Here is a 21,493-nt window from a genome sequence, read left to right as displayed (position 1 = left end):
TGTAAAATGTTTGTACTAGCATAAACCAAATTAATGATTTCACGCGTCCGGAGCTGGCTCCTGACAACACGGCGTCCCTGGATAGAGCGGTAATGAATAAACAATACCAGCGGGTTTTGGTTACTACCCCACATCCTTTACTGCGGCTTGTCTGTCTGGGTCTGGTCACGTTCATCTTCACCTTATTTTCCCTTGAGCTGACTCGCTTCGGTACGCTGCTGGCGCCATTGTGGTTCCCGACCTCCATTATGATGGTGGCGTTTTACCGCCATGCGGGAAAAATGTGGCCCGGCATCGCCCTCGCCTGCTCCTTTGGCAATATTTTTGCCTCGTGGATGCTCTTTTCATGGGAATCAATCAACTTAACCTACACGGCAATCAATATTATTGAGGCCTGTGTTGGTGCGGTGTTGCTGCGTAAGCTGCTCCCCTGGTATAACCCGCTGCAAAACCTCAACGACTGGATACGCCTTGCCCTCGGCAGCGCCCTGGTGCCGCCGCTGGTGGGCGGCATTCTGGTTCATTTTCTGGTGCCAGGCGCGGAGCCGCTGCGTAATTTTCTGTTTTGGGTACTTTCAGAAGCCATTGGCGCGCTGGCGCTTGTACCGTTAGGTCTGCTGTTTAAACCGCATTACCTGCTGCGCCACCGCAACCCGAGACTGCTGCTGGAAACGCTGGTGACCCTGGTCGTTACGCTGGTTCTTAGCTGGACGGCTATCACCTGGCTGCCGTGGCCGTTCACCTGCATCATCGTTTTGCTGATGTGGAGCGCGGTACGCCTGCCGCGAATGGAAGCATTCCTGATTTTTTTATTCACAATCATGATGGTGTCCTTGATGATGGCGCGAAACCCGCCCTCCATGACACCTTCAAACATGATGGTGACCTTCAACGCGCCATGGCTTCCCTTCCTGATGATGCTGCTCCCCGCCAACATTATGACGATGGTGATGTATGCCTTCCGGGCCGAGCGTAAACATATTACGGAAAGCGAAGAACGTTTTCGTAATGCGATGGAATATTCCGCGATTGGTATGGCGCTGGTGGGCATTGAGGGCCAGTGGCTTCAGGCCAACAAGGCGCTGTGTAATTTCCTCGGTTACAGTCAGTCTGAGCTTCAGTCGCTCACGTTCCAGCAGTTAACCTGGCCGGAAGATTTAAATACCGACCTGGAGCAGTTGCAACAGCTGATTAACGGGGAGATCAACAGCTACAGCCTCGAAAAACGCTACTACACCCGCAGCGGCGAGGTGGTGTGGGCGCTGCTGGCCGTTTCCGTTGTGCGCCATGCCGACGGTACGCCGCTCTACTTTATTGCCCAGATTGAAGACATCAACGACCTGAAACAGACCGAGTGGGTGAATAAGCGTCTGATGGAGCGTATCACCCTCGCGAACGAAGCCGGCGGCATCGGGATCTGGGAGTGGGATCTCGAGCCGGACGTGATCAGCTGGGATAAACGGATGTTTGAGCTGTACGAGATCCCCCCGCACATTAAACCCACCTGGCAGCTCTGGCATGCGGCCATGGTGCCTGAAGATCGTCCGCACGCCGAACAGGTACTGCGTGAGTCACTCCAGGCCAGGGTGCCTTTCAAGCTGGAATTTCGCATTCGCGTCAAGGATGGCATTCGCCACATTCGTTCGCTGGCGAACCGGGTGCTGAACAAACAGGGCGAAGTGGAGCGGCTGTTAGGGATCAATATGGATATGACCGAGGTGAAGCAGTTGAACGAGGCGCTGTTCCAGGAAAAAGAGCGCCTGCATATCACCCTCGACTCCATCGGCGAAGCGGTGCTGTGCACCGATATCGACATGAACATCACCTTTATGAACCCGGTCGCCGAGAAGATGAGCGGCTGGTCGCAAAGCGAAGCGCTGGGTCAGCCCGTTCTGAAGGTGCTGCACATTACCTTCGGCGAGAACGGCCCGTTAATGGAAAACATCCACAGCGGCGATATGTCCCGTACCGATATCGAACAGGATGTGGTGCTTAACTGCCGGAATGGCGGCAGTTTCGACATTCATTACAGCATTACCCCGCTCAGCACCCTGGAGGGGCACGCTATCGGCTCGGTGCTGGTGATTCAGGATGTCACCGAGTCGCGCAAAATGCTGCGCCAGTTGAGCTACAGCGCTTCCCATGACGCCCTTACCCACCTGGCGAACCGCGTCAGTTTTGAAAACCATCTTAAGCGCCTGTTGCAGACGGTACAGGAGACCCATCAGCGTCACGCGCTGGTCTTTATCGATCTTGACCGTTTTAAAGCGGTGAACGATACCGCAGGCCACGCGGCGGGCGACGCGCTCCTGCGCGAACTCTCTTCGCTGATGCTGACCATGCTGCGCTCCAGCGACGTGCTGGCGCGTCTGGGCGGCGACGAGTTTGGCCTGCTGCTGCCGGACTGCAACGTCGAAAGCGCACGCTATATTGCGGGCCGGTTGATCGACGCCATCAACAACTATCATTTTTCCTGGGAAGGACGCCTGCACCGCATCGGCGCCAGCGCGGGGATCACGTTGATTGACGACGCTAATTATCAGACAGCGGAAGTGATGTCTCAGGCCGATATCGCCTGTTACGCCTCGAAAAACAGCGGGCGCGGTGTGGTCACCGTCTATGAACCCCAGCAGGAGCGGATCCACAGCACGCGCAGCATGATGTCGCTGGATGAGCAGTGGCACATGATCAAAGATAATCATCTGCTGATGATCGCCCGCAGCGTCGCCTCACCGCGCATTCCCGAGAGCAGTAGCTTCTGGCTGATTTCCCTGCGGTTGTGGACCAGCCAGGGGGAAGTGCTGGAAGAGCATGCCTTCCGCGCCGGGCTGGCGGAGCCGGAGCTGCTGCACGCCCTTGACCGACGTATATTCAGCGAATTTTTCCGTACCTATGCCGCACAGGTGGCGGCCAAAGGGATGGGCGTCGCGCTGCCGCTCTCAGAAGCGGGTTTAGCCAGCGTCACGCTGGTGGATGAGCTGCTTGACCTGATCACCAGAGGTCCGCTGCCGGCGCGGCTGCTGCATCTGGCGATCGCCGTTGATGTGCTGAGCAATACGGATGAAAACGTGCAGCAGGGTCTGCAAAAGCTTCGTCAGGCTGGCTGTCGCGTGGTGCTGACCCGGGTTGGACGCGATATGAACGTCTTCAGCCAGCTCAGCGCCAACACCGCTGATTATCTGCTGCTGGATGCAGACGTGGTGACCAACGTCCACGGCAATCTGATGGATGAGATGATGGTGACCATCATTCAGGGCCACGCCCAGCGTCTGGGCATAAAAACCATTGCCGGGCCATGCCATCAGTCGATCATGATGAATACGCTGTCGGGCATCGGCATTGACTTTATTTACGGCGACACCATCGGGGAAGCGCAGCCGCTCGATCTACTGCTGAATACCAGCTATTTCGCCATCAACTGACGGCGACCAGCCGTCGGTGTACCAGATATGTAACAGCGCATACGAGCGCCACGGCTGCCAGCGCTCGGCATAGCGACGGATCTGCGCGGGCGTCATACCGGCAAAGCGCTGTTTAATGAGATAATCATCCGGCAGGAAAACATCCTTCGCCTGCCAGCCGCGCAAGGCCAGATAATTAGCGGTCCAGCGCCCGATGCCGGGGCGCTGCTGTAGCGCCTTCATCCCGGCCTCGACGTTCGCAGGCGGGAACAGCGGGAATTCACCGTCCACCACCGACTGCGCCAGATGAATCAACGACTCCGCACGCTTGAGCGGCATCCCAAGGGCTTTCAACGCCAGCGGATCCACCGCGGCCAGTACCTCTGGCGGAGGAAAACAGAGGTAGCCCGGCGCGTCCTGGATGGGTTCACCGCACAGCGCCACCACTCTTGACGCCAGTTTTGCCGCCATCGCAACGCTCACCAGTTGCCCGAGAATGGCGCGCACGCCCTGCTCGTAGGCATCCATCGCGCCCGGCAAACGTAACCCCGGCCGCGCCGCGCCGAGATCGCCCAGGGTCTGCGCAATTCTTAGCGGGTCGCAATCAAGATCGAACAGGCGGGCAATGCGGTCCAGGCAAATATCCGCCACCGGGATCAGGCCAGGGCTGAGCGACACCGCCAGCGTATGGGTTGCGCTGTCTGGCGCAACCCGAAATATGCCCTGATGCTCCGCATAGCCAAAACTGCGTTCGTAGTAATCCTCCGTAACGGTCTCAACCCCTGTGACCGCACGCGCGGCAAGAAAGCCAAACATCCACTGCCAGTCGTAGGGCGGTTGCCAGTTCAGGGTGAACATCGTCTCTCCTTTTGTATTTACCTCAGCATAAACCGAAAGATCGCGTTGCGCCTTGCTTTCATATTCCTGTTGTCGCCTGGCAGACATTTCGCTAAAGTCTCGCCCCTTCTCACCGGCATGGGGATTTATTGTGTTTATTGGATTCGACTACGGCACCGCAAACTGCTCGGTTGCGATAATGCAAAACGGACAACCACAGCTCCTGAAAATGGAAAACGGCAGTACGCTGTTGCCGTCAATGCTCTGTGCGCCCACGCGTGAAGCGGTGAGCGAGTGGCTGTTCCGCCATCATCAGGTTCCGGCCACGGCGGCGGAAACCCAGGCGCTGCTGCGCCGTGCGGTCAGCTTTAACCGCGAGGAAGATATCGACGTTACCCCTTCCAGCGTGCAGTTCGGCCTCTCTTCCCTCGGGCAGTACATTGAAGACCCGGAAGAGGTCTACTTCGTTAAATCGCCGAAATCCTTCCTTGGCGCCAGCGGCCTGAAGCCACAGCAGGTGGCGATGTTTGAAGATCTGGTCTGCGCGATGATGCTGCACATCCGCAATCAGGCGCAATCCCAGGTGCCGGATGCCATCACCCAGGCGGTGATTGGCCGTCCGATCAACTTCCAGGGGCTGGGCGGCGACGAAGCCAACCAGCAGGCGCAGGGGATCCTTGAGCGTGCAGCGCACCGGGCTGGCTTCCGTGACGTGGTGTTCCAGTATGAGCCGGTTGCGGCGGGACTGGATTTTGAAGCCACGCTGACGGAAGAGAAACGGGTGCTGGTGGTGGACATCGGCGGTGGTACGACGGACTGTTCATTACTGCTGATGGGTCCGCAGTGGCATCACCGTCGCGATCGTGAAAACAGCCTGCTGGGACACAGCGGCTGCCGCGTGGGCGGTAACGATCTGGATATCGCCCTGGCATTCAAGAGCCTGATGCCGCTGCTCGGCATGGGCGGTCAAACCGAGAAAGGCATCGCCCTGCCGATCCTGCCATGGTGGAATGCGATTGCCATCAACGACGTCCCTGCCCAGAGTGATTTTTACAGCACCGCGAATGGGCGTTTCCTTAACGATCTGGTGCGTGATGCGCAGGATGCAGAGAAGGTCGCGCTGCTGTATAAGGTGTGGCGTCAGCGCCTGAGCTACCGCGTGGTGCGCACCGCCGAAGAGAGCAAAATCGCCCTTTCCGATCGTCCTGAGCATGCGGTTACGCTGCCGTTTATCAGTGACGATCTGGCTACGGCTATCACCCAAGAAGGGCTGGAAATGGCGCTGGCTCAGCCGCTACAGCGTATTCTGGAGCAGGTGCAGCTGGCGCTTGAGAATGGCAAAGAGAAACCGGACGTGATTTACCTGACCGGCGGTAGCGCCCGTTCCCCGCTGATCAAGAAAGCGCTGGCGGAACAGCTGCCGGGGATCCCGATTGCCGGCGGCGATGACTTTGGCTCCGTTACGGCAGGACTGGCCCGCTGGGCGCAGGTGGTGTTTAGCTAATGGGGTTGTGCCGGGTGGCGCTGCGCTTACCCGGCCTACGGTTCGAGGATCTTGTAGGCCGGGTAAGGCGAAGCCGCCGCCCGGCGAAACAACGCGCCACACTCAGACCATTCCTGACAGTCTTCCATATTTCCTCCATTTTTCCGCTGTGTTACCTGACTAAACTAGTATCATTCCCCGAAAGTGTTTCAGGACGAGAACGTATAACGATGAAAGGCAGTAACAAATCCCGCTGGGCAATCGCCGTTGGTCTGATTGTGGTGGTCCTGGCCGCCGCCTGGTACTGGCACAGCCAGTCCGCGAACTCCACGGCACCTGCTGGCGCCAATAGCCCCTCACAACGTCCAACGGGCGGCGGGCGCCACGGTATTCGCGGCGCGGCGCTGGCACCGGTGCAGGCGGCAACGGCGGTGAATAAAGCGGTGCCTCGTTATCTCTCCGGGCTGGGAACCATTACCGCCGCCAACACCGTGACGGTACGTAGCCGCGTGGACGGTCAGCTGATGGCCATCCACTTCCAGGAAGGCCAGCAGGTGAAAGCCGGCGATCTGCTGGCGGAAATCGACCCAAGCCAGTTTAAGGTGGCCCTGGCGCAGGCGCAGGGGCAGCTCGCGAAAGACAAAGCCACCCTCGCCAATGCCCGCCGCGATTTAGCCCGCTATCAGCAGCTGGTAAAAACCAACCTCGTGTCGCGTCAGGAGCTGGACACCCAGCAGTCTCTGGTCAGTGAATCTCAGGGCACCATCAAGGCCGACGAAGCCGCGGTCGCCAGCGCCCAGCTCCAGCTCGACTGGAGCCGGATCACCGCGCCGATTGACGGCCGCGTGGGCCTGAAACAGGTTGATATCGGCAACCAAATCTCCAGCGGCGATACCACGGGCATCGTGGTGATCACCCAGACGCACCCTATCGATCTCGTCTTTACCCTGCCGGAAAGCGACATTGCGACGGTGATACAGGCGCAGAAGGCCGGAAAAGCGCTGGTGGTTGAAGCCTGGGATCGCACCAACAAGCAGAAGCTGAGCGAAGGTTCGCTGTTGAGCCTGGATAACCAGATCGATACCACCACCGGCACCATCAAACTTAAAGCACGCTTCAACAATCAGGACGATGCCCTGTTCCCGAATCAGTTCGTCAATGCGCGAATGCTGGTCGCGACAGAAGAAAACGCCGTGGTGATCCCGACGGCGGCCCTGCAAATGGGCAGTGAAGGCAACTTTGTCTGGGTGCTGAATAGCGAAAACAAGGTCAGCAAACACCTGGTGAAAACCGGGATCCAGGACAGTCAGACGGTGGTGATCAGCGCCGGGCTGTCCGCTGGCGACCGCGTCGTAACCGACGGTATTGACCGGCTGACCGAAGGGGCGCAGGTCGAGGTGGTGGAAGCGCAGAATACAGGAGCAAAAGCCTGATGCAGGTGATGCCGCCGAGCTCTACAGGTGGGCCATCACGCCTGTTTATCTTACGTCCGGTTGCGACGACCCTGTTGATGGTGGCGATCCTGCTGGCCGGGATCATTGGCTACCGTTTTCTGCCCGTGTCGGCGCTGCCGGAAGTGGACTACCCGACCATTCAGGTTGTCACCCTCTATCCGGGCGCCAGTCCGGATGTGGTGACGTCCGCCATCACCGCCCCGCTGGAGCGCCAGTTCGGCCAGATGTCTGGCCTGAAGCAGATGTCCTCCCAGAGCTCAGGCGGCGCCTCGGTCGTCACGCTTCAGTTCCAGCTCACGCTGTCGCTGGACGTCGCCGAGCAGGAGGTGCAGGCCGCGATTAACGCCGCCACTAACCTGCTGCCGTCTGACCTGCCGAATCCACCGGTTTACAGCAAGGTCAACCCGGCAGACCCGCCGATCATGACCCTTGCCGTCACCTCCTCCGCCATGCCGATGACGCAGGTGGAAGACATGGTCGAAACCCGCGTGGCGCAAAAGATTTCGCAGGTGACCGGCGTCGGGCTGGTGACGCTGGCGGGCGGTCAACGCCCCGCTGTGCGCGTTAAGCTCAATGCTCAGGCTATTGCCGCGCTGGGGTTAACCAGCGAAACCATTCGCACCGCCATCAGCAGCGCCAACGTCAACTCAGCGAAGGGCTCGCTGGACGGCCCAACCCGTGCGGTCACGCTCTCTGCCAACGACCAGATGCAGTCCGCCGATGAGTACCGCCAGCTGATTGTGGCCTATCAAAACGGCGCGCCGATCCGCCTGGGCGACGTGGCAACCGTCGAACAAGGCGCGGAAAACAGCTGGCTCGGGGCGTGGGCTAATAAGCAGCAGGCGATTGTCATGAACGTTCAGCGCCAGCCGGGCGCGAACATTATTGATACCGCCGACAGCATTCGCACCATGCTGCCGCAGCTGGTGGAAAGCCTGCCAAAATCGGTGAGCGTGAAAGTGCTTTCTGACCGCACCACGAATATTCGCGCCTCGGTGTCAGACACCCAGTTCGAGCTGATGCTGGCGATTGCGCTGGTGGTGATGATCATCTACCTGTTCCTGCGCAACGTTCCGGCAACCATCATTCCCGCCGTCGCCGTGCCGCTCTCGCTGGTCGGGACGTTTGCGGTGATGGTGTTCCTCGACTTTTCGATTAATAACCTGACGCTGATGGCGCTCACCATCGCCACCGGGTTCGTGGTGGACGATGCCATCGTGGTCATCGAGAACATCTCGCGCTATATCGAAAAAGGTGAAAAGCCCTTAGCCGCCGCGCTGAAGGGCGCAGGAGAAATTGGCTTTACCATTATCTCGCTCACCTTCTCGCTGATTGCGGTGCTGATCCCGCTGCTGTTTATGGGGGATATCGTCGGGCGGCTGTTCCGCGAGTTTGCCGTGACGCTGGCGGTCGCCATTCTGATCTCTGCCGTGGTGTCGCTGACGCTAACGCCGATGATGTGCGCCCGCATGCTGAGCCACGAGTCCTTGCGCAAGCAAAACCGCTTCTCGCGCGCCTCCGAGCGGATGTTCGAGCGCATTATCGCCGCCTACGGCCGCGTGCTGGCGAAAGTCCTGAACCATCCGTGGGCAACGCTCGGCGTGGCGCTCGGCACCCTGGCGCTCAGCGTCATGCTGTGGATTTTCATTCCGAAAGGCTTCTTCCCGATTCAGGACAACGGCATTATTCAGGGCACGCTTCAGGCGCCGCAGACGGTCTCCTTCGCCAACATGGCGCAGCGCCAGCAGCAGGTGTCTGAGATCATCATGAAAGATCCGGCGGTGGAAAGCCTGACTGCCTACGTGGGCGTGGACGGCACCAACCCGTCGCTCAACAGCGCGCGCCTGCAAATTAACCTTAAACCGCTCGATGACCGCGACGATCGCGTCAACGCGGTAATTGAGCGACTGCAAAGCGCGGTGGCGCGCGTGCCGGGCATTGAGCTGTATCTGCAACCGATCCAGGATTTAACCATTGATACGCAGGTGAGCCGCACGCAGTACCAGTTTACGCTGCAGGCCACCTCGCTTGATGCACTCAGCACCTGGGTGCCGCAGCTGGTGGATAAGCTGAAAGCACTGCCGCAGGTTTCTGACGTCAGCAGCGACTGGCAGGATAAAGGGCTGGCGGCGTACGTGAACGTCAACCGCGACACCGCCAGCCGTCTGGGCATTACCATGTCCGACGTGGATAACGCCCTGTATAACGCCTTTGGTCAGCGGCTGATCTCCACCATTTACACCCAGGCCAACCAGTATCGCGTGGTGCTGGAACATAACACCGAGAACACGCCCGGGCTTGCCGCGCTGGACTCAATACGCCTGACCAGCAAAGACGGCGGGATTGTGCCGCTCAGCGCCATTGCCAGCGTGGAAGAGCGCCACACCCCGCTGTCGATTAACCATCTCGATCAGTTCCCGTCCACCACCATTTCGTTCAACGTGCCGGACGGGTATTCGCTGGGCGAAGCGGTGGAGGCCATTCTGGGCGCGGAGAAAGAACTCAGCTTCCCGTCCGATATTCAGACCCAGTTCCAGGGCAGTACGCTGGCGTTCCAGGCCGCGCTGGGCAGCACCGTCTGGCTGATTGTCGCGGCGGTGGTGGCGATGTATATCGTGCTTGGCGTGCTGTATGAGAGTTTCATCCACCCGATCACCATCCTCTCCACCCTGCCGACAGCGGGCGTGGGGGCGCTGCTGGCGCTGATGCTGGCGGGGAGCGAACTGGACGTGATTGCGATCATCGGCATCATCCTGCTTATCGGCATCGTGAAGAAAAACGCCATCATGATGATCGACTTTGCGCTGGCCGCCGAGCGCGAGCAGGGTATGGCGCCGCGCGAGGCCATTTACCAGGCCTGCCTGCTGCGTTTTCGCCCGATCCTGATGACCACTCTCGCCGCCCTGCTGGGCGCACTGCCGCTGATGCTGAGCACCGGCGTGGGGGCCGAACTGCGCCGTCCGCTGGGCATCGGCATGGTCGGCGGTCTGCTCGTGAGCCAGGTGCTGACGCTGTTTACCACGCCGGTTATCTACCTGCTGTTTGACCGTCTGGCCCTGTGGACAAAAAGCCGCTTCCCGAAACGTGAAGAGGAGGCGTAAGTGAAGTTTTTCGCCCTCTTCATTTACCGTCCTGTAGCGACGATTTTACTCTCCGTCGCTATCACTCTGTGCGGCGTGCTCGGCTTCCGGCTGCTGCCGGTGGCCCCGCTACCGCAGGTCGATTTCCCGGTGATCATGGTCAGCGCCTCGCTGCCGGGTGCCTCGCCGGAAACCATGGCCTCATCGGTGGCGACGCCGCTTGAGCGATCGCTTGGGCGAATTGCCGGGGTTAACGAGATGACCTCCAGCAGTTCGCTGGGCAGCACGCGCATCATTCTGGAATTTAACTTCGACCGGGATATCAACGGTGCGGCGCGCGACGTGCAGGCTGCGATTAACGCCGCCCAAAGCCTGCTGCCGAGCGGCATGCCGAGCCGTCCAACCTACCGCAAGGCCAACCCGTCCGATGCGCCGATCATGATCCTGACGCTTACGTCAGAGACCTACTCCCAGGGCGAGCTGTACGATTTTGCCTCCACCCAGCTGGCGCAAACCATCGCCCAGATTGACGGCGTGGGCGACGTGGACGTCGGCGGCAGCTCCTTGCCCGCCGTGCGCGTGGGGCTGAATCCGCAGGCGCTGTTTAATCAGGGCGTGTCGCTGGACGACGTGCGATCCGCCATCAGCAACGCCAACGTGCGTAAGCCGCAGGGTGCGATCGAGGACAGCAGCCACCGCTGGCAGATCCAGACCAACGACGAGCTGAAAACCGCCGCCGAGTATCAGCCGTTGATTATTCACTACAACAACGGCGCGGCGGTGCGCCTGAGCGACGTCGCCAGCGTCACCGATTCGGTGCAGGACGTGCGTAACGCCGGGATGACCAATGCCAAACCGGCGATTTTGCTGATGATCCGCAAGCTGCCGGAAGCCAACATCATTCAGACGGTGAACAGCATCCGCGCGCGGCTGCCGGAGCTTCAGGAAACCATTCCGGCGGCCATCGATCTCCAGATTGCGCAGGACCGCTCCCCCACCATCCGCGCCTCGCTTGAAGAGGTAGAGCAAACGCTGATCATCTCCGTCGCGCTGGTAATTCTGGTGGTGTTCCTGTTCCTGCGCTCGGGGCGCGCCACGCTGATCCCGGCGGTAGCGGTCCCGGTATCGCTGATAGGCACCTTTGCCGCCATGTACCTGTGCGGGTTTAGCCTTAACAACCTGTCGCTGATGGCGCTGACGATTGCTACCGGGTTTGTGGTGGATGACGCCATCGTGGTGCTGGAGAATATCTCGCGTCATCTGGAAGCGGGCATGAAGCCGCTCCAGGCGGCGCTTCAGGGGACGCGCGAAGTGGGCTTCACGGTCCTGTCCATGAGCCTGTCGCTGGTGGCGGTGTTCCTGCCGCTGCTGCTGATGGGCGGCCTGCCGGGGCGACTGCTGCGCGAATTTGCCGTCACGCTCTCCGTCGCCATTGGTATCTCACTGGTGATTTCGCTGACGCTAACGCCGATGATGTGCGGCTGGATGCTAAAGCGCAGCCAACCACACTCACAGCCGCGCAGGAAAGGCTTTGGCCACGTCCTGATGGCGATGCAGTCCGGCTACGGCAAATCGCTGAAATGGGTGCTGAACCACACGCGTATTGTCGGGCTGGTGCTTATCGCCACCATCGGGCTCAACGTCTGGATGTATATCACCATCCCGAAAACCTTCTTCCCGGAGCAGGATACCGGCGTGCTGATGGGCGGTATTCAGGCAGACCAGAGCATTTCGTTCCAGGCGATGCGCGGCAAGCTTCAGGACTTTATGAAAATCATCCGGGAAGATCCGGCCGTAGACAACGTTACCGGCTTTACCGGCGGCTCGCGCGTTAACAGCGGGATGATGTTTATTACCCTTAAGCCGCGCGGTGAACGTCACGAAACGGCGCAGCAGATCATTGACCGCTTGCGGGTGAAGCTCGCCAAAGAGCCGGGGGCAAACCTGTTTTTGATGGCCGTTCAGGATATCCGCGTCGGCGGACGACAGGCTAACGCCAGCTATCAGTACACCCTGCTCTCGGATGACTTAGCCGCCCTGCGCGAGTGGGAGCCGAAGATCCGTAAAGCGCTGGCCGCGCTGCCGCAGCTGGCGGACGTGAACTCCGACAGCCAGAACAACGGCGCGGAGATGGCGCTCACCTACGATCGTGAAACTATGGCCCGCCTGGGCATTAACGTGGAGGCGGCCAACAGCCTGCTTAACAACGCCTTCGGGCAGCGTGAAGTCTCCACCATCTATCAGCCGATGAACCAGTACAAGGTGGTAATGGAAGTTGATCCGCGCTACACCCAGGACATCAGCGCGCTGGACAAGATGTTTGTGATCAATGATGACGGCAAGGCGATCCCGCTGTCGTACTTCGCCAGCTGGCAGCCGTCGAACGCGCCGCTGTCGGTGAACCACCAGGGGCTTTCCGCCGCCTCGACCGTGTCGTTTAACCTGCCAACCGGCTCGTCGCTGTCTGAGGCCAGCGATGCCATTAACCGCGCCATGACCCAGCTCGGGGTGCCCTCCTCCGTGCGCGGCAGCTTTGCCGGTACGGCGCAGGTGTTCCAGGACACCATGAACTCGCAGGTCATTTTGATCCTGGCGGCCATTGCCACGGTGTACATCGTGCTGGGCGTGCTGTATGAAAGCTACGTGCACCCGTTGACCATTCTCTCCACGCTTCCCTCTGCGGGCGTGGGGGCGCTGCTGGCGCTGGAGCTGTTCGGTGCTCCATTCAGCCTCATCGCGCTCATTGGGATCATGCTATTAATAGGTATTGTGAAGAAAAACGCGATAATGATGGTCGACTTTGCCCTGGATGCCCAGCGTAACGGCAACCTGACGCCGGACGAGGCGATATTCCAGGCCTGTCTGCTGCGTTTTCGCCCGATCATGATGACTACGCTGGCCGCGCTGTTCGGCGCACTGCCGCTGGTCATATCCGGCGGTGACGGCTCTGAACTGCGCCAGCCGCTGGGGATCACGATCGTTGGCGGCCTGGTAATGAGCCAGTTGCTGACGCTCTACACCACGCCGGTAGTCTATCTGTTCTTTGACCGCCTGCGGCTGCGTTTTTCGCGTAAAAAGAGAACCACGGTGACCGAGTAAATGACCGACCTACCCAGTAACGTTCGCTGGCAATTGTGGATCGTCGCGTTCGGCTTCTTTATGCAGTCGCTGGACACGACCATCGTGAACACAGCCCTCCCCTCAATGGCGAAAAGCCTGGGGGAGAGCCCGCTGCACATGCATATGGTGATTGTCGCCTACGTGCTGACGGTCGCCGTGATGCTGCCCGCCAGCGGCTGGCTGGCGGATAAAGTGGGCGTACGGAACATCTTCTTCACCGCCATTGTGCTGTTTACCACCGGGTCGCTGTTTTGCGCCCAGGCCAATACCCTCGACCAGCTGGTGATGGCGCGCGTGCTACAGGGCGTCGGCGGCGCGATGATGGTGCCCGTCGGGCGGTTAACGGTGATGAAAATTGTTCCGCGCGCGCAGTATATGGCGGCGATGACCTTCGTCACCCTGCCCGGTCAAGTCGGCCCGCTGCTGGGCCCGGCGCTGGGCGGTATTCTGGTGGAGTATGCCTCCTGGCACTGGATCTTCCTGATCAACCTGCCGGTCGGTATTATCGGCGCGATTGCCACCCTGACGCTGATGCCGAACTATAAAATGCAGACCCGGCGCTTTGATTTCTTTGGCTTCATCCTGCTGGCAGCTGGCATGGCGACGCTCACCCTGGCGCTCGACGGGCAAAAAGGGCTGGGGATCTCCTCCCTGTCGCTCGCCCTGCTGGTAGCGCTGGGTGTCACCGCCATTCTCTGGTATCTGTGGCATGCCAGAGGCAACGCTAACGCGCTGTTTAGCCTGAACCTGTTCAAGAATCCCACCTACCGTCTTGGTCTGTTCGGCAGCTTTGCCGGACGCATCGGCAGCGGCATGTTGCCGTTTATGACGCCGGTATTTTTACAGATTGGGATGGGCTTCTCGCCGTTCCATGCCGGGCTGATGATGATCCCGATGGTGCTCGGCAGCATGGGGATGAAGCGTATTGTGGTGCAGGTGGTAAACCGCTTTGGCTATCGCCGGGTGCTGGTGGCCGCCACGCTCGGGCTGGCGCTGGTTAGTCTGCTGTTTATGGCCGTGGCGCTGCTGGGCTGGTACTACATCCTGCCGCTGGTGCTGTTCTGCCAGGGGATCATCAACTCCATGCGCTTCTCGTCGATGAACACCCTGACGCTGAAAGATCTGCCGGACGAACTGGCGAGCAGTGGTAACAGCCTGCTGTCGATGATTATGCAGCTCTCCATGAGCGTGGGGGTCACGGTCGCCGGATTGCTGCTCGGCATGTACGGTCAGCACCATCTCAGCGCCGACACCCCCGTCGCGCATCAGGTCTTTTTATACACTTACCTCAGCATGGCGGTAATTATCGCCCTGCCCGCTTTTATCTTTGCCAGAGTACCGAATGACACGACCAAAAACGTTGTGATCCGACGCGGCAAAAGGAGTGCACCATGAAATTCTGGCGTCCGGGGATCACCGGTAAGCTTTTTGTAGCGATTTTCGCCACCTGTATCGTCCTGCTGATTACCATGCACTGGGCGGTGCGGGTCAGCTTTGAGCGCGGCTTTATTGACTACATCAAGCACGGTAACGAACAGCGTTTACAGGGCTTAAGCGACGCGCTGGGGGAACAGTATAGCCTGCACGGTAACTGGCGTTTTCTGCGCAATAACGATCGTTTTATATTTCAAATTCTGCGCTCGCTGGAGCACGATAATGACGACGACCGCCCGGGGCCGGGCATGCCGCCGCACGGCTGGCGCACCCAGTTCTGGGTGATCGATCAGGAGATGCACGTGCTCGTTGGCCCGCGCTCGCCGGTACCGCCGGACGGTACAAAGCGCGCCATTACCTCGAACGGCGCCACGGTGGGCTGGGTTATTGCCTCGCCGGTCGAGCGGCTGACGCGCAACACCGACATCAACTTTGACCGCCAGCAGCGCCAGACCAGTTGGCTGATTGTCGCGCTTTCTACCCTGCTTGCGGCGCTCGCCACCTTCCCGCTGGCGCGCGGCCTGCTGGCGCCGGTTAAACGCCTGGTGGAAGGCACGCATAAGCTGGCGGCGGGTGATTTCTCGACCCGCGTGGACACCCGCAGTCAGGATGAACTGGGCAAGCTGGCGCAGGACTTCAACCAGCTCGCCAGCACGCTGGAGAAAAACCAGCAGATGCGCCGCGACTTTATGGCCGACATTTCGCACGAGCTGCGCACCCCACTGGCGGTGCTGCGCGGCGAGCTGGAGGCCATTCAGGACGGCGTGCGCCAGTTTACGCCCGAATCGGTGGCCTCTCTGCAGGCGGAGGTGGGTACACTCACCAAGCTGGTGGATGACCTCCACCAGCTCTCCATGTCTGACGAAGGCGCGCTGGCCTACCAGAAAGCGCCGGTGGACGTGATTAACATTCTGGAAGTGATCAGCGGCGCGTTCCGTGAGCGCTTTGCCAGCCGCGACCTGAAAATCGACCTCTCCCTGCCGGACAGCGCGGTGGTGTTTGGCGACAAAGACCGGCTGATGCAGCTGTTTAACAACCTGCTGGAAAACAGCCTGCGCTACACCGACAGCGGCGGCGGGTTGCATATCTCCGGCAAGCAGGAGAACGGGCGCTTTGCCCTGACCTTTGCGGACTCCGCCCCTGGCGTGAAGGATGCGCAGCTGGAAAAACTGTTCGAGCGCTTCTATCGCACCGAAGGTTCACGCAACCGCGCCAGCGGGGGCTCCGGCCTTGGGCTGGCGATTTGCGTAAACATTGTGGAGGCGCATGGTGGCACCATCCGCGCCGCCCATTCGCCTTTTGGCGGGGTTAGCATTACAGTAGAGTTACCTCTGGAACGGGATTTATCGAGGGAAGCATGACCGAGTTACCGATTGACGACAACACACCGCGTATTTTGATCGTGGAAGACGAGCCTAAACTTGGGCAACTGCTGATCGACTATTTACGTGCCGCGAGCTATGCGCCAACGCTTATCAGCCACGGCGACCAGGTGCTGCCCTACGTGCGCCAGACGCCGCCGGATCTGATCCTGCTGGATCTGATGCTGCCGGGTACTGACGGCCTGACCCTGTGCCGGGAAATTCGTCGTTTCTCCGATGTGCCCATCGTGATGGTGACGGCCAAAATCGAAGAGATCGACCGCCTGCTGGGGCTCGAAATCGGCGCCGACGATTACATCTGCAAGCCTTACAGCCCGCGGGAGGTGGTCGCTCGCGTGAAAACCATCCTCCGCCGCTGCAAGCCGCAGCGTGAATTGCAGGTGCTGGATGCACAAAGCCCGCTGATCGTCGACGAAAGCCGCTTCCAGGCGAGCTGGCGCAGCAAACTATTGGATCTCACCCCAGCGGAGTTCCGCCTGCTGAAAACCCTCTCCCACGAGCCGGGAAAAGTGTTTTCCCGCGAGCAGCTGCTCAACCATCTGTATGACGATTACCGCGTGGTGACCGACCGCACCATCGACAGCCACATCAAAAACCTGCGCCGTAAGCTGGAGGCGCTGGACGCCGACCAGTCGTTTATTCGCGCGGTGTACGGCGTGGGGTATCGCTGGGAAGCGGATGCGTGCAGGATTGCCTAGTCAGTTGCGGGACAATCCAGGCCGGGTAAGGCGAAGCCGTCACCCGGCACAAGAACTTTACCTCCCCGCCCCGCAGCGCTACAATGCCCGCCCTTAAAGTGGGGGATCTCCCCTTACCGCTGCACCTGGTGCACGCGGATCTGACCTGTCATCAGAACGAGAACAAACATGTTTAAACCGGAACTCCTTTCCCCGGCGGGAACGCTGCAAAATATGCGTTACGCTTTCGCCTATGGCGCCGACGCCGTCTACGCGGGCCAGCCGCGCTATTCGCTGCGCGTGCGTAACAACGAATTCAACCACGAGAATCTTCAGCTCGGCATCAATGAAGCGCATGCCCTGGGCAAAAAATTCTACGTGGTGGTGAACATCGCGCCGCACAACGCCAAGCTGAAAACGTTCATTCGTGACCTTAAGCCGGTCGTGGAGATGGGGCCGGACGCGCTGATCATGTCGGACCCGGGTTTAATCATGCTGGTTCGGGAGAACTTCCCTGATATGGACATTCACCTCTCGGTGCAGGCTAACGCCGTCAACTGGGCAACGGTGAAATTCTGGAAGCAGATGGGGCTGACCCGCGTCATTCTGTCTCGCGAGCTGTCTCTCGAAGAGATCGAAGAGATCCGCACCCAGGTGCCGGATATGGAGATCGAAATCTTCGTTCACGGCGCGCTGTGCATGGCCTACTCCGGCCGCTGCCTGCTCTCTGGCTATATCAACAAGCGTGACCCGAACCAGGGCACCTGCACCAACGCCTGCCGCTGGGAATATAACGTTCAGGAAGGCAAAGAGGATGACATCGGTAACATCGTGCATAAACACGAGCCGATCCCGGTCACCAACGTTGAGCCAACGCTGGGTATCGGCGCGCCTACCGACAGCGTGTTTATGATCGAAGAAGCCAAACGTCCGGGTGAGTACATGACCGCCTTCGAAGACGAGCACGGCACCTATATCATGAACTCGAAGGATCTGCGCGCCATCGCGCACGTGGAGCGTTTAACCCAGATGGGCGTGCACTCCCTAAAAATCGAAGGCCGCACCAAGTCCTATTACTACTGCGCTCGTACCGCGCAGGTGTATCGCAAAGCCATCGACGATGCCGCCGCCGGTAAACCGTTCGACACCAGCCTGCTGGAAACGCTGGAAGGTCTGGCGCATCGCGGTTATACCGAAGGTTTCCTGCGTCGACATACCCACGACGACTACCAGAACTACGAGCATGGCTATTCGATTTCCGAACGCCAGCAGTTTGTAGGCGACTTCACCGGCGAGCGTAAAGGCCCGCTGGCCGCTGTCGCCGTAAAAAACAAATTCACTAAAGGCGACAGCCTGGAGCTGATGACGCCGCAGGGCAACATGAACTTCCGCCTGGAGCATCTGGAAAACAAAAAAGGTGAGGCGATTGAGGTCGCACCTGGCGACGGCCATGTGGTCTGGCTGCCGGTTCCTGAAGAAGTAGAGCTGGAGTTTGCGCTGCTGATGCGCAATTTTGAAGGTGAAAATACCCGAAATCCGCACGGCAAATAGTCAATCAACGGGATTTTTTCACGCTGGGATAATTCTTAGAATCGGATCACATACCGCTTCGTTCAATACGGGTATTATCCCCCCGCTGAAAAACATAACCCATAAATGCTAGCTGTACCAGGAACCACCTCCTTAGCCTGCGTAATCTCCCTTACGCGGGCTTATTTTTTTGTTAACTCCTGAGATTTTTCCCCCTGATAAATATGGCGTTGCATTGACCCGGGAAAGGTTTGTGTCAGCATTAGGCGTATCATCTAAGCAAATCGAACGAACAAAGGATCCTAATCACATTTTTAATGGATTTGAGAGGGATGAACACTATTCGGAACATTCCTAATTTTAAGTGTTAACAGGACCTTTACTCTTGATTTATTAACAATCAACGTTTCACACGGACGGAGAGATGAAGTGACATTCACAGGACAACTTTCAAAGGATCTTCCAGATTACGAACTCGCACGCAGTCCTGGTCTTGCCTCTGGCGGCGATATAAATTTCACAGCACTTGCAGGTCAACTGGACTGCAGCAGAAATTTTAGCCAGGCCGGGATTATCTACTCAGACGGTACACGTCAGTGGCTAGTACGGCCATCAAGAAGGATTGCGACACCAAACGCAAGCTCGGTTAGTCATGTAGTCATAACCAAAGTAAATGCCTCACAAGTTAACCCCGTTCACGCAACAACGGCTACGATTCAGTCCCCTTCCCTGGCGACTGAAATTGGTTCAACGGCAATTTCCTGCGGAGCCGCAATTCTTACTGTTGTACTTGCGGCAGGGGCCGGTATGGCTATACCTCTCACTGCAGGGTCTTCCGGTGCTATAGCCGCTGTGATTTTAGCCGGTGGTGTAGCAACTGGAATTCAATGTGCAAATGGGCTTAGCCGACTATCGTTGATTGCGATGAATCATGATGACTACGTTGCGTGGATGGACTCCCAGGAGTGGTATACAGCAACCAACACAGCCCTGGATGCGATTTCTCTTGCCGGGGCTGCTGCGGGTTTAAAAAGCGCTGCATTAACATATCGCCTTCTTAACCGTTCATCGTCTGAGAGTTTGCTCTCCTTATTACAAAAAATGAGCCGGGCCGACCGTACGCGATTAACAGAGGAGATTATTCGTATCCGCAATCCCGGCATCTCGAATTCAGGTGTAAAAGCAGCAATGAAGGCAGGAGTGTATCCCAAACGTTATCCGTCATAAGCGTTGCAGTTGCTCTTACAGCGTGAGTTGCTGAATACCATTTCAAATTCTTCTGCCTTCGTTGGAAGTGCCATCTCAGGAAATATCAGAAATCCACAGAATGTTGCACAAACGGGTAAATACATTTTTGGTTTAATTCAGTCTTTTTCATTTACAGGAAGTTATTGACCCGTCCATGATGAAATACATTAAAGATAGCCTTGCTTTAAGTGCTTTGGTTAAAAGTAAAATGGCGACCGATGATCTCAACCAGCTTGAAACATTAAAAGAACAGTTAAAAGATCGGTTCGGCGTTCCTGTGGGCGTCCATATGACAGGAATTCCTTTGGCAGTGAGCACGTTACTGGCTATTTTTTGCTACGCCATGCTGCAAGTGTCCCTCTGGTTGTTGCTGTTTCGCTGGCTCGGCTTACCCGAATTTAAGGTTATGATGGGAGTATTCATTGCAGCGATTGTGTATTGTCTGGTAGTGATGAGCACGATGTTTCTGACTACACGAGGTTCTTTACCTGGATATAAACTGCATATTTTCGTCATTACGCTGACAGGCATAATGAGCATCATTTATTTCATCTGGACGGGGATTTCGCTTTTATTCGGCCCTGTTGAGAACTACACACCGCAAATAACCTCTTTGCTGGGGCTGGGATGTTTCTTTTTGAACATTATGTGGATGAATTCATCGATTTTTTACCGCTCCATTGCGCTAACGCTACATAATCGGGTCTGGCGTAAGCAGCTCAAAATCGAGGCAAGGCCAATGTCACACCTCAAACGTTGACCACAATAGTCAATTGAGCGGCAGTAGTATGCACTGTAAGCGCTACGGGGTTCTTTAGTCGATTTCAAAGCCCTTACGCGGGCTTATTTTTTGCCTTTCATCCTGTTCTTACCCGCTTTTTCCCTCTCTGGGATACACTCTTTCTATAGCTAAAAAAGGGAGCAACCCGGATGGCAACCTATCCAGACAGTTTATTAATTCTTAACGGCAAGAGTGCAGGCAACGATCTGCTGCGCCAGGCGATTACCGAATTGCGTGAAGACGGAGCATGCATACACGTGCGAGTAACGTTTGAAAAAGGCGATGCGGCGCGCTACATCGACGAGGGCATCAGGTTAGGTGTTCAGACCATCATTTCCGGCGGCGGCGACGGAACGATCAACGAGATCGCCGGTGCGCTCATTGACCTCAACGCCGCAGCGCGCCCGGCGATGGGGATTTTACCGCTCGGTACCGCCAACGATTTTGCCACCAGCGCCGGTATTCCGGAGGATGTAGGCAAAGCGCTACAGCTGGCCATTCTCGGTAAGGCTACCGCCGTCGATATTGCTCAGGTGAATGAAAAAACCTGCTTTATTAATATGGCGACCGGCGGTTTCGGCACGCGCATTACCAGCGAAACGCCCGAAAAACTCAAGGCGGCGCTGGGCGGCGTATCATATTTGATCCACGGCCTGATGCGCATGGACACCCTCAAGCCCGACAGCTGTGAAATCCAAGGTGAAAACTTCCACTGGCAGGGCGACGCGCTGGTGATTGGTATCGGCAATGGGCGTCAGGCAGGCGGCGGACAGCAGCTTTGCCCGGAAGCGCTGATTAATGACGGTCAATTACAGCTGCGCATTTTTACCGGTGACGGGCTGCTGCCGGCGCTGTTTACGACGCTGACGCAGCCAGAGGAGAGCCCCAATATCATCGACGGGAAATCCGCGTGGTTTGAAGTGATCGCCCCACACGGCATGACCTTTAACCTCGACGGAGAGCCGCTCAGCGGCGAGCGATTCCGCATTGAGGTGTTGCCCGGGGCGTTGCAGTGCCGGTTGCCGCCGGACTGTCAGCTTTTGCGCTGATGTGTTGCCGGGTGGCG

12 protein-coding genes and 1 pseudogene are annotated in these 21,493 nt (G+C 58.2%); 12 read left to right on the top strand and 1 reads right to left on the bottom strand.

Annotation, left to right across the window (positions count from 1 at the left end; translation table 11 throughout):
- The first annotated feature begins 92 nt into the window (after positions 1 to 92).
- Complete coding sequence (locus ACOT0L_RS00555; RefSeq protein WP_032623944.1) at positions 93 to 3,422, top strand: diguanylate cyclase; 3,330 nt, start codon at positions 93 to 95, stop codon at positions 3,420 to 3,422.
- On the opposite strand, the gene alkA is transcribed toward ACOT0L_RS00555, so the two are convergent.
- Positions 3,387 to 4,259: a DNA-3-methyladenine glycosylase 2 gene (alkA, locus tag ACOT0L_RS00550; RefSeq protein ID WP_126503289.1), complete on the bottom strand. Its 873-nt coding sequence runs from the start codon at positions 4,257 to 4,259 to the stop codon at positions 3,387 to 3,389. The genes ACOT0L_RS00555 and alkA overlap by 36 nt on opposite strands.
- A gap of 130 nt (positions 4,260 to 4,389) precedes the next feature.
- On the opposite strand from alkA, the gene yegD reads away from it, so the two are divergent.
- The 11 genes and pseudogenes from yegD to yegS all read left to right on the top strand — a co-directional run bounded on the left by yegD (position 4,390) and on the right by yegS (position 21,476).
- Positions 4,390 to 5,742, top strand: coding sequence for a molecular chaperone (gene yegD / locus ACOT0L_RS00545; RefSeq protein ID WP_063857602.1), 1,353 nt, complete (start codon positions 4,390 to 4,392; stop codon positions 5,740 to 5,742).
- 209 nt (positions 5,743 to 5,951) lie between these two features.
- Positions 5,952 to 7,154: an MdtA/MuxA family multidrug efflux RND transporter periplasmic adaptor subunit gene (locus tag ACOT0L_RS00540; RefSeq protein ID WP_063147723.1), complete on the top strand. Its 1,203-nt coding sequence runs from the start codon at positions 5,952 to 5,954 to the stop codon at positions 7,152 to 7,154.
- Entirely contained in the window at positions 7,154 to 10,276 is a 3,123-nt protein-coding gene (locus ACOT0L_RS00535) for an MdtB/MuxB family multidrug efflux RND transporter permease subunit (protein WP_023300557.1), read from the top strand. The genes ACOT0L_RS00540 and ACOT0L_RS00535 overlap by 1 nt, the downstream gene beginning before the upstream one ends.
- On the top strand, positions 10,277 to 13,354 hold the full coding sequence (gene mdtC / locus ACOT0L_RS00530; protein ID WP_022648648.1) for a multidrug efflux RND transporter permease subunit MdtC: 3,078 nt from the start codon (positions 10,277 to 10,279) through the stop codon (positions 13,352 to 13,354).
- Positions 13,355 to 14,770, top strand: coding sequence for an MFS transporter (locus ACOT0L_RS00525; protein ID WP_045621313.1), 1,416 nt, complete (start codon positions 13,355 to 13,357; stop codon positions 14,768 to 14,770).
- Positions 14,767 to 16,170 (top strand): two-component system sensor histidine kinase BaeS, encoded by a 1,404-nt coding sequence (gene baeS, locus ACOT0L_RS00520; RefSeq protein ID WP_045308642.1) that lies wholly within the window; start codon positions 14,767 to 14,769, stop codon positions 16,168 to 16,170. The genes ACOT0L_RS00525 and baeS overlap by 4 nt, the downstream gene beginning before the upstream one ends.
- Positions 16,167 to 16,889, top strand: a complete 723-nt coding sequence (baeR, locus tag ACOT0L_RS00515; protein ID WP_015572364.1) for a two-component system response regulator BaeR — start codon at positions 16,167 to 16,169, stop codon at positions 16,887 to 16,889. The genes baeS and baeR overlap by 4 nt, the downstream gene beginning before the upstream one ends.
- A 168-nt stretch (positions 16,890 to 17,057) precedes the next feature.
- Positions 17,058 to 18,419, top strand: a complete 1,362-nt coding sequence (gene yegQ / locus ACOT0L_RS00510) for a tRNA 5-hydroxyuridine modification protein YegQ (protein ID WP_038416385.1) — start codon at positions 17,058 to 17,060, stop codon at positions 18,417 to 18,419.
- A 408-nt stretch (positions 18,420 to 18,827) separates the two neighbouring features.
- Positions 18,828 to 19,793: pseudogene (locus ACOT0L_RS00505) on the top strand (hypothetical protein).
- Positions 19,794 to 19,800: 7 nt separating this feature from the next.
- Entirely contained in the window at positions 19,801 to 20,406 is a 606-nt protein-coding gene (locus ACOT0L_RS00500) for a hypothetical protein (protein WP_022651497.1), read from the top strand.
- Positions 20,407 to 20,576: 170 nt separating this feature from the next.
- Entirely contained in the window at positions 20,577 to 21,476 is a 900-nt protein-coding gene (yegS, locus tag ACOT0L_RS00495; protein ID WP_126503291.1) for a lipid kinase YegS, read from the top strand.
- Positions 21,477 to 21,493 lie beyond the last annotated feature (17 nt).

The organism is Enterobacter cloacae complex sp. XAL002, assembly GCF_049236805.1.
In the GTDB taxonomy this organism is placed as follows: domain Bacteria; phylum Pseudomonadota; class Gammaproteobacteria; order Enterobacterales; family Enterobacteriaceae; genus Enterobacter; species Enterobacter intestinihominis.
Note: the sequence above shows the minus strand (reverse complement) of the source record. Positions and strands in the feature narration are given on the sequence as shown.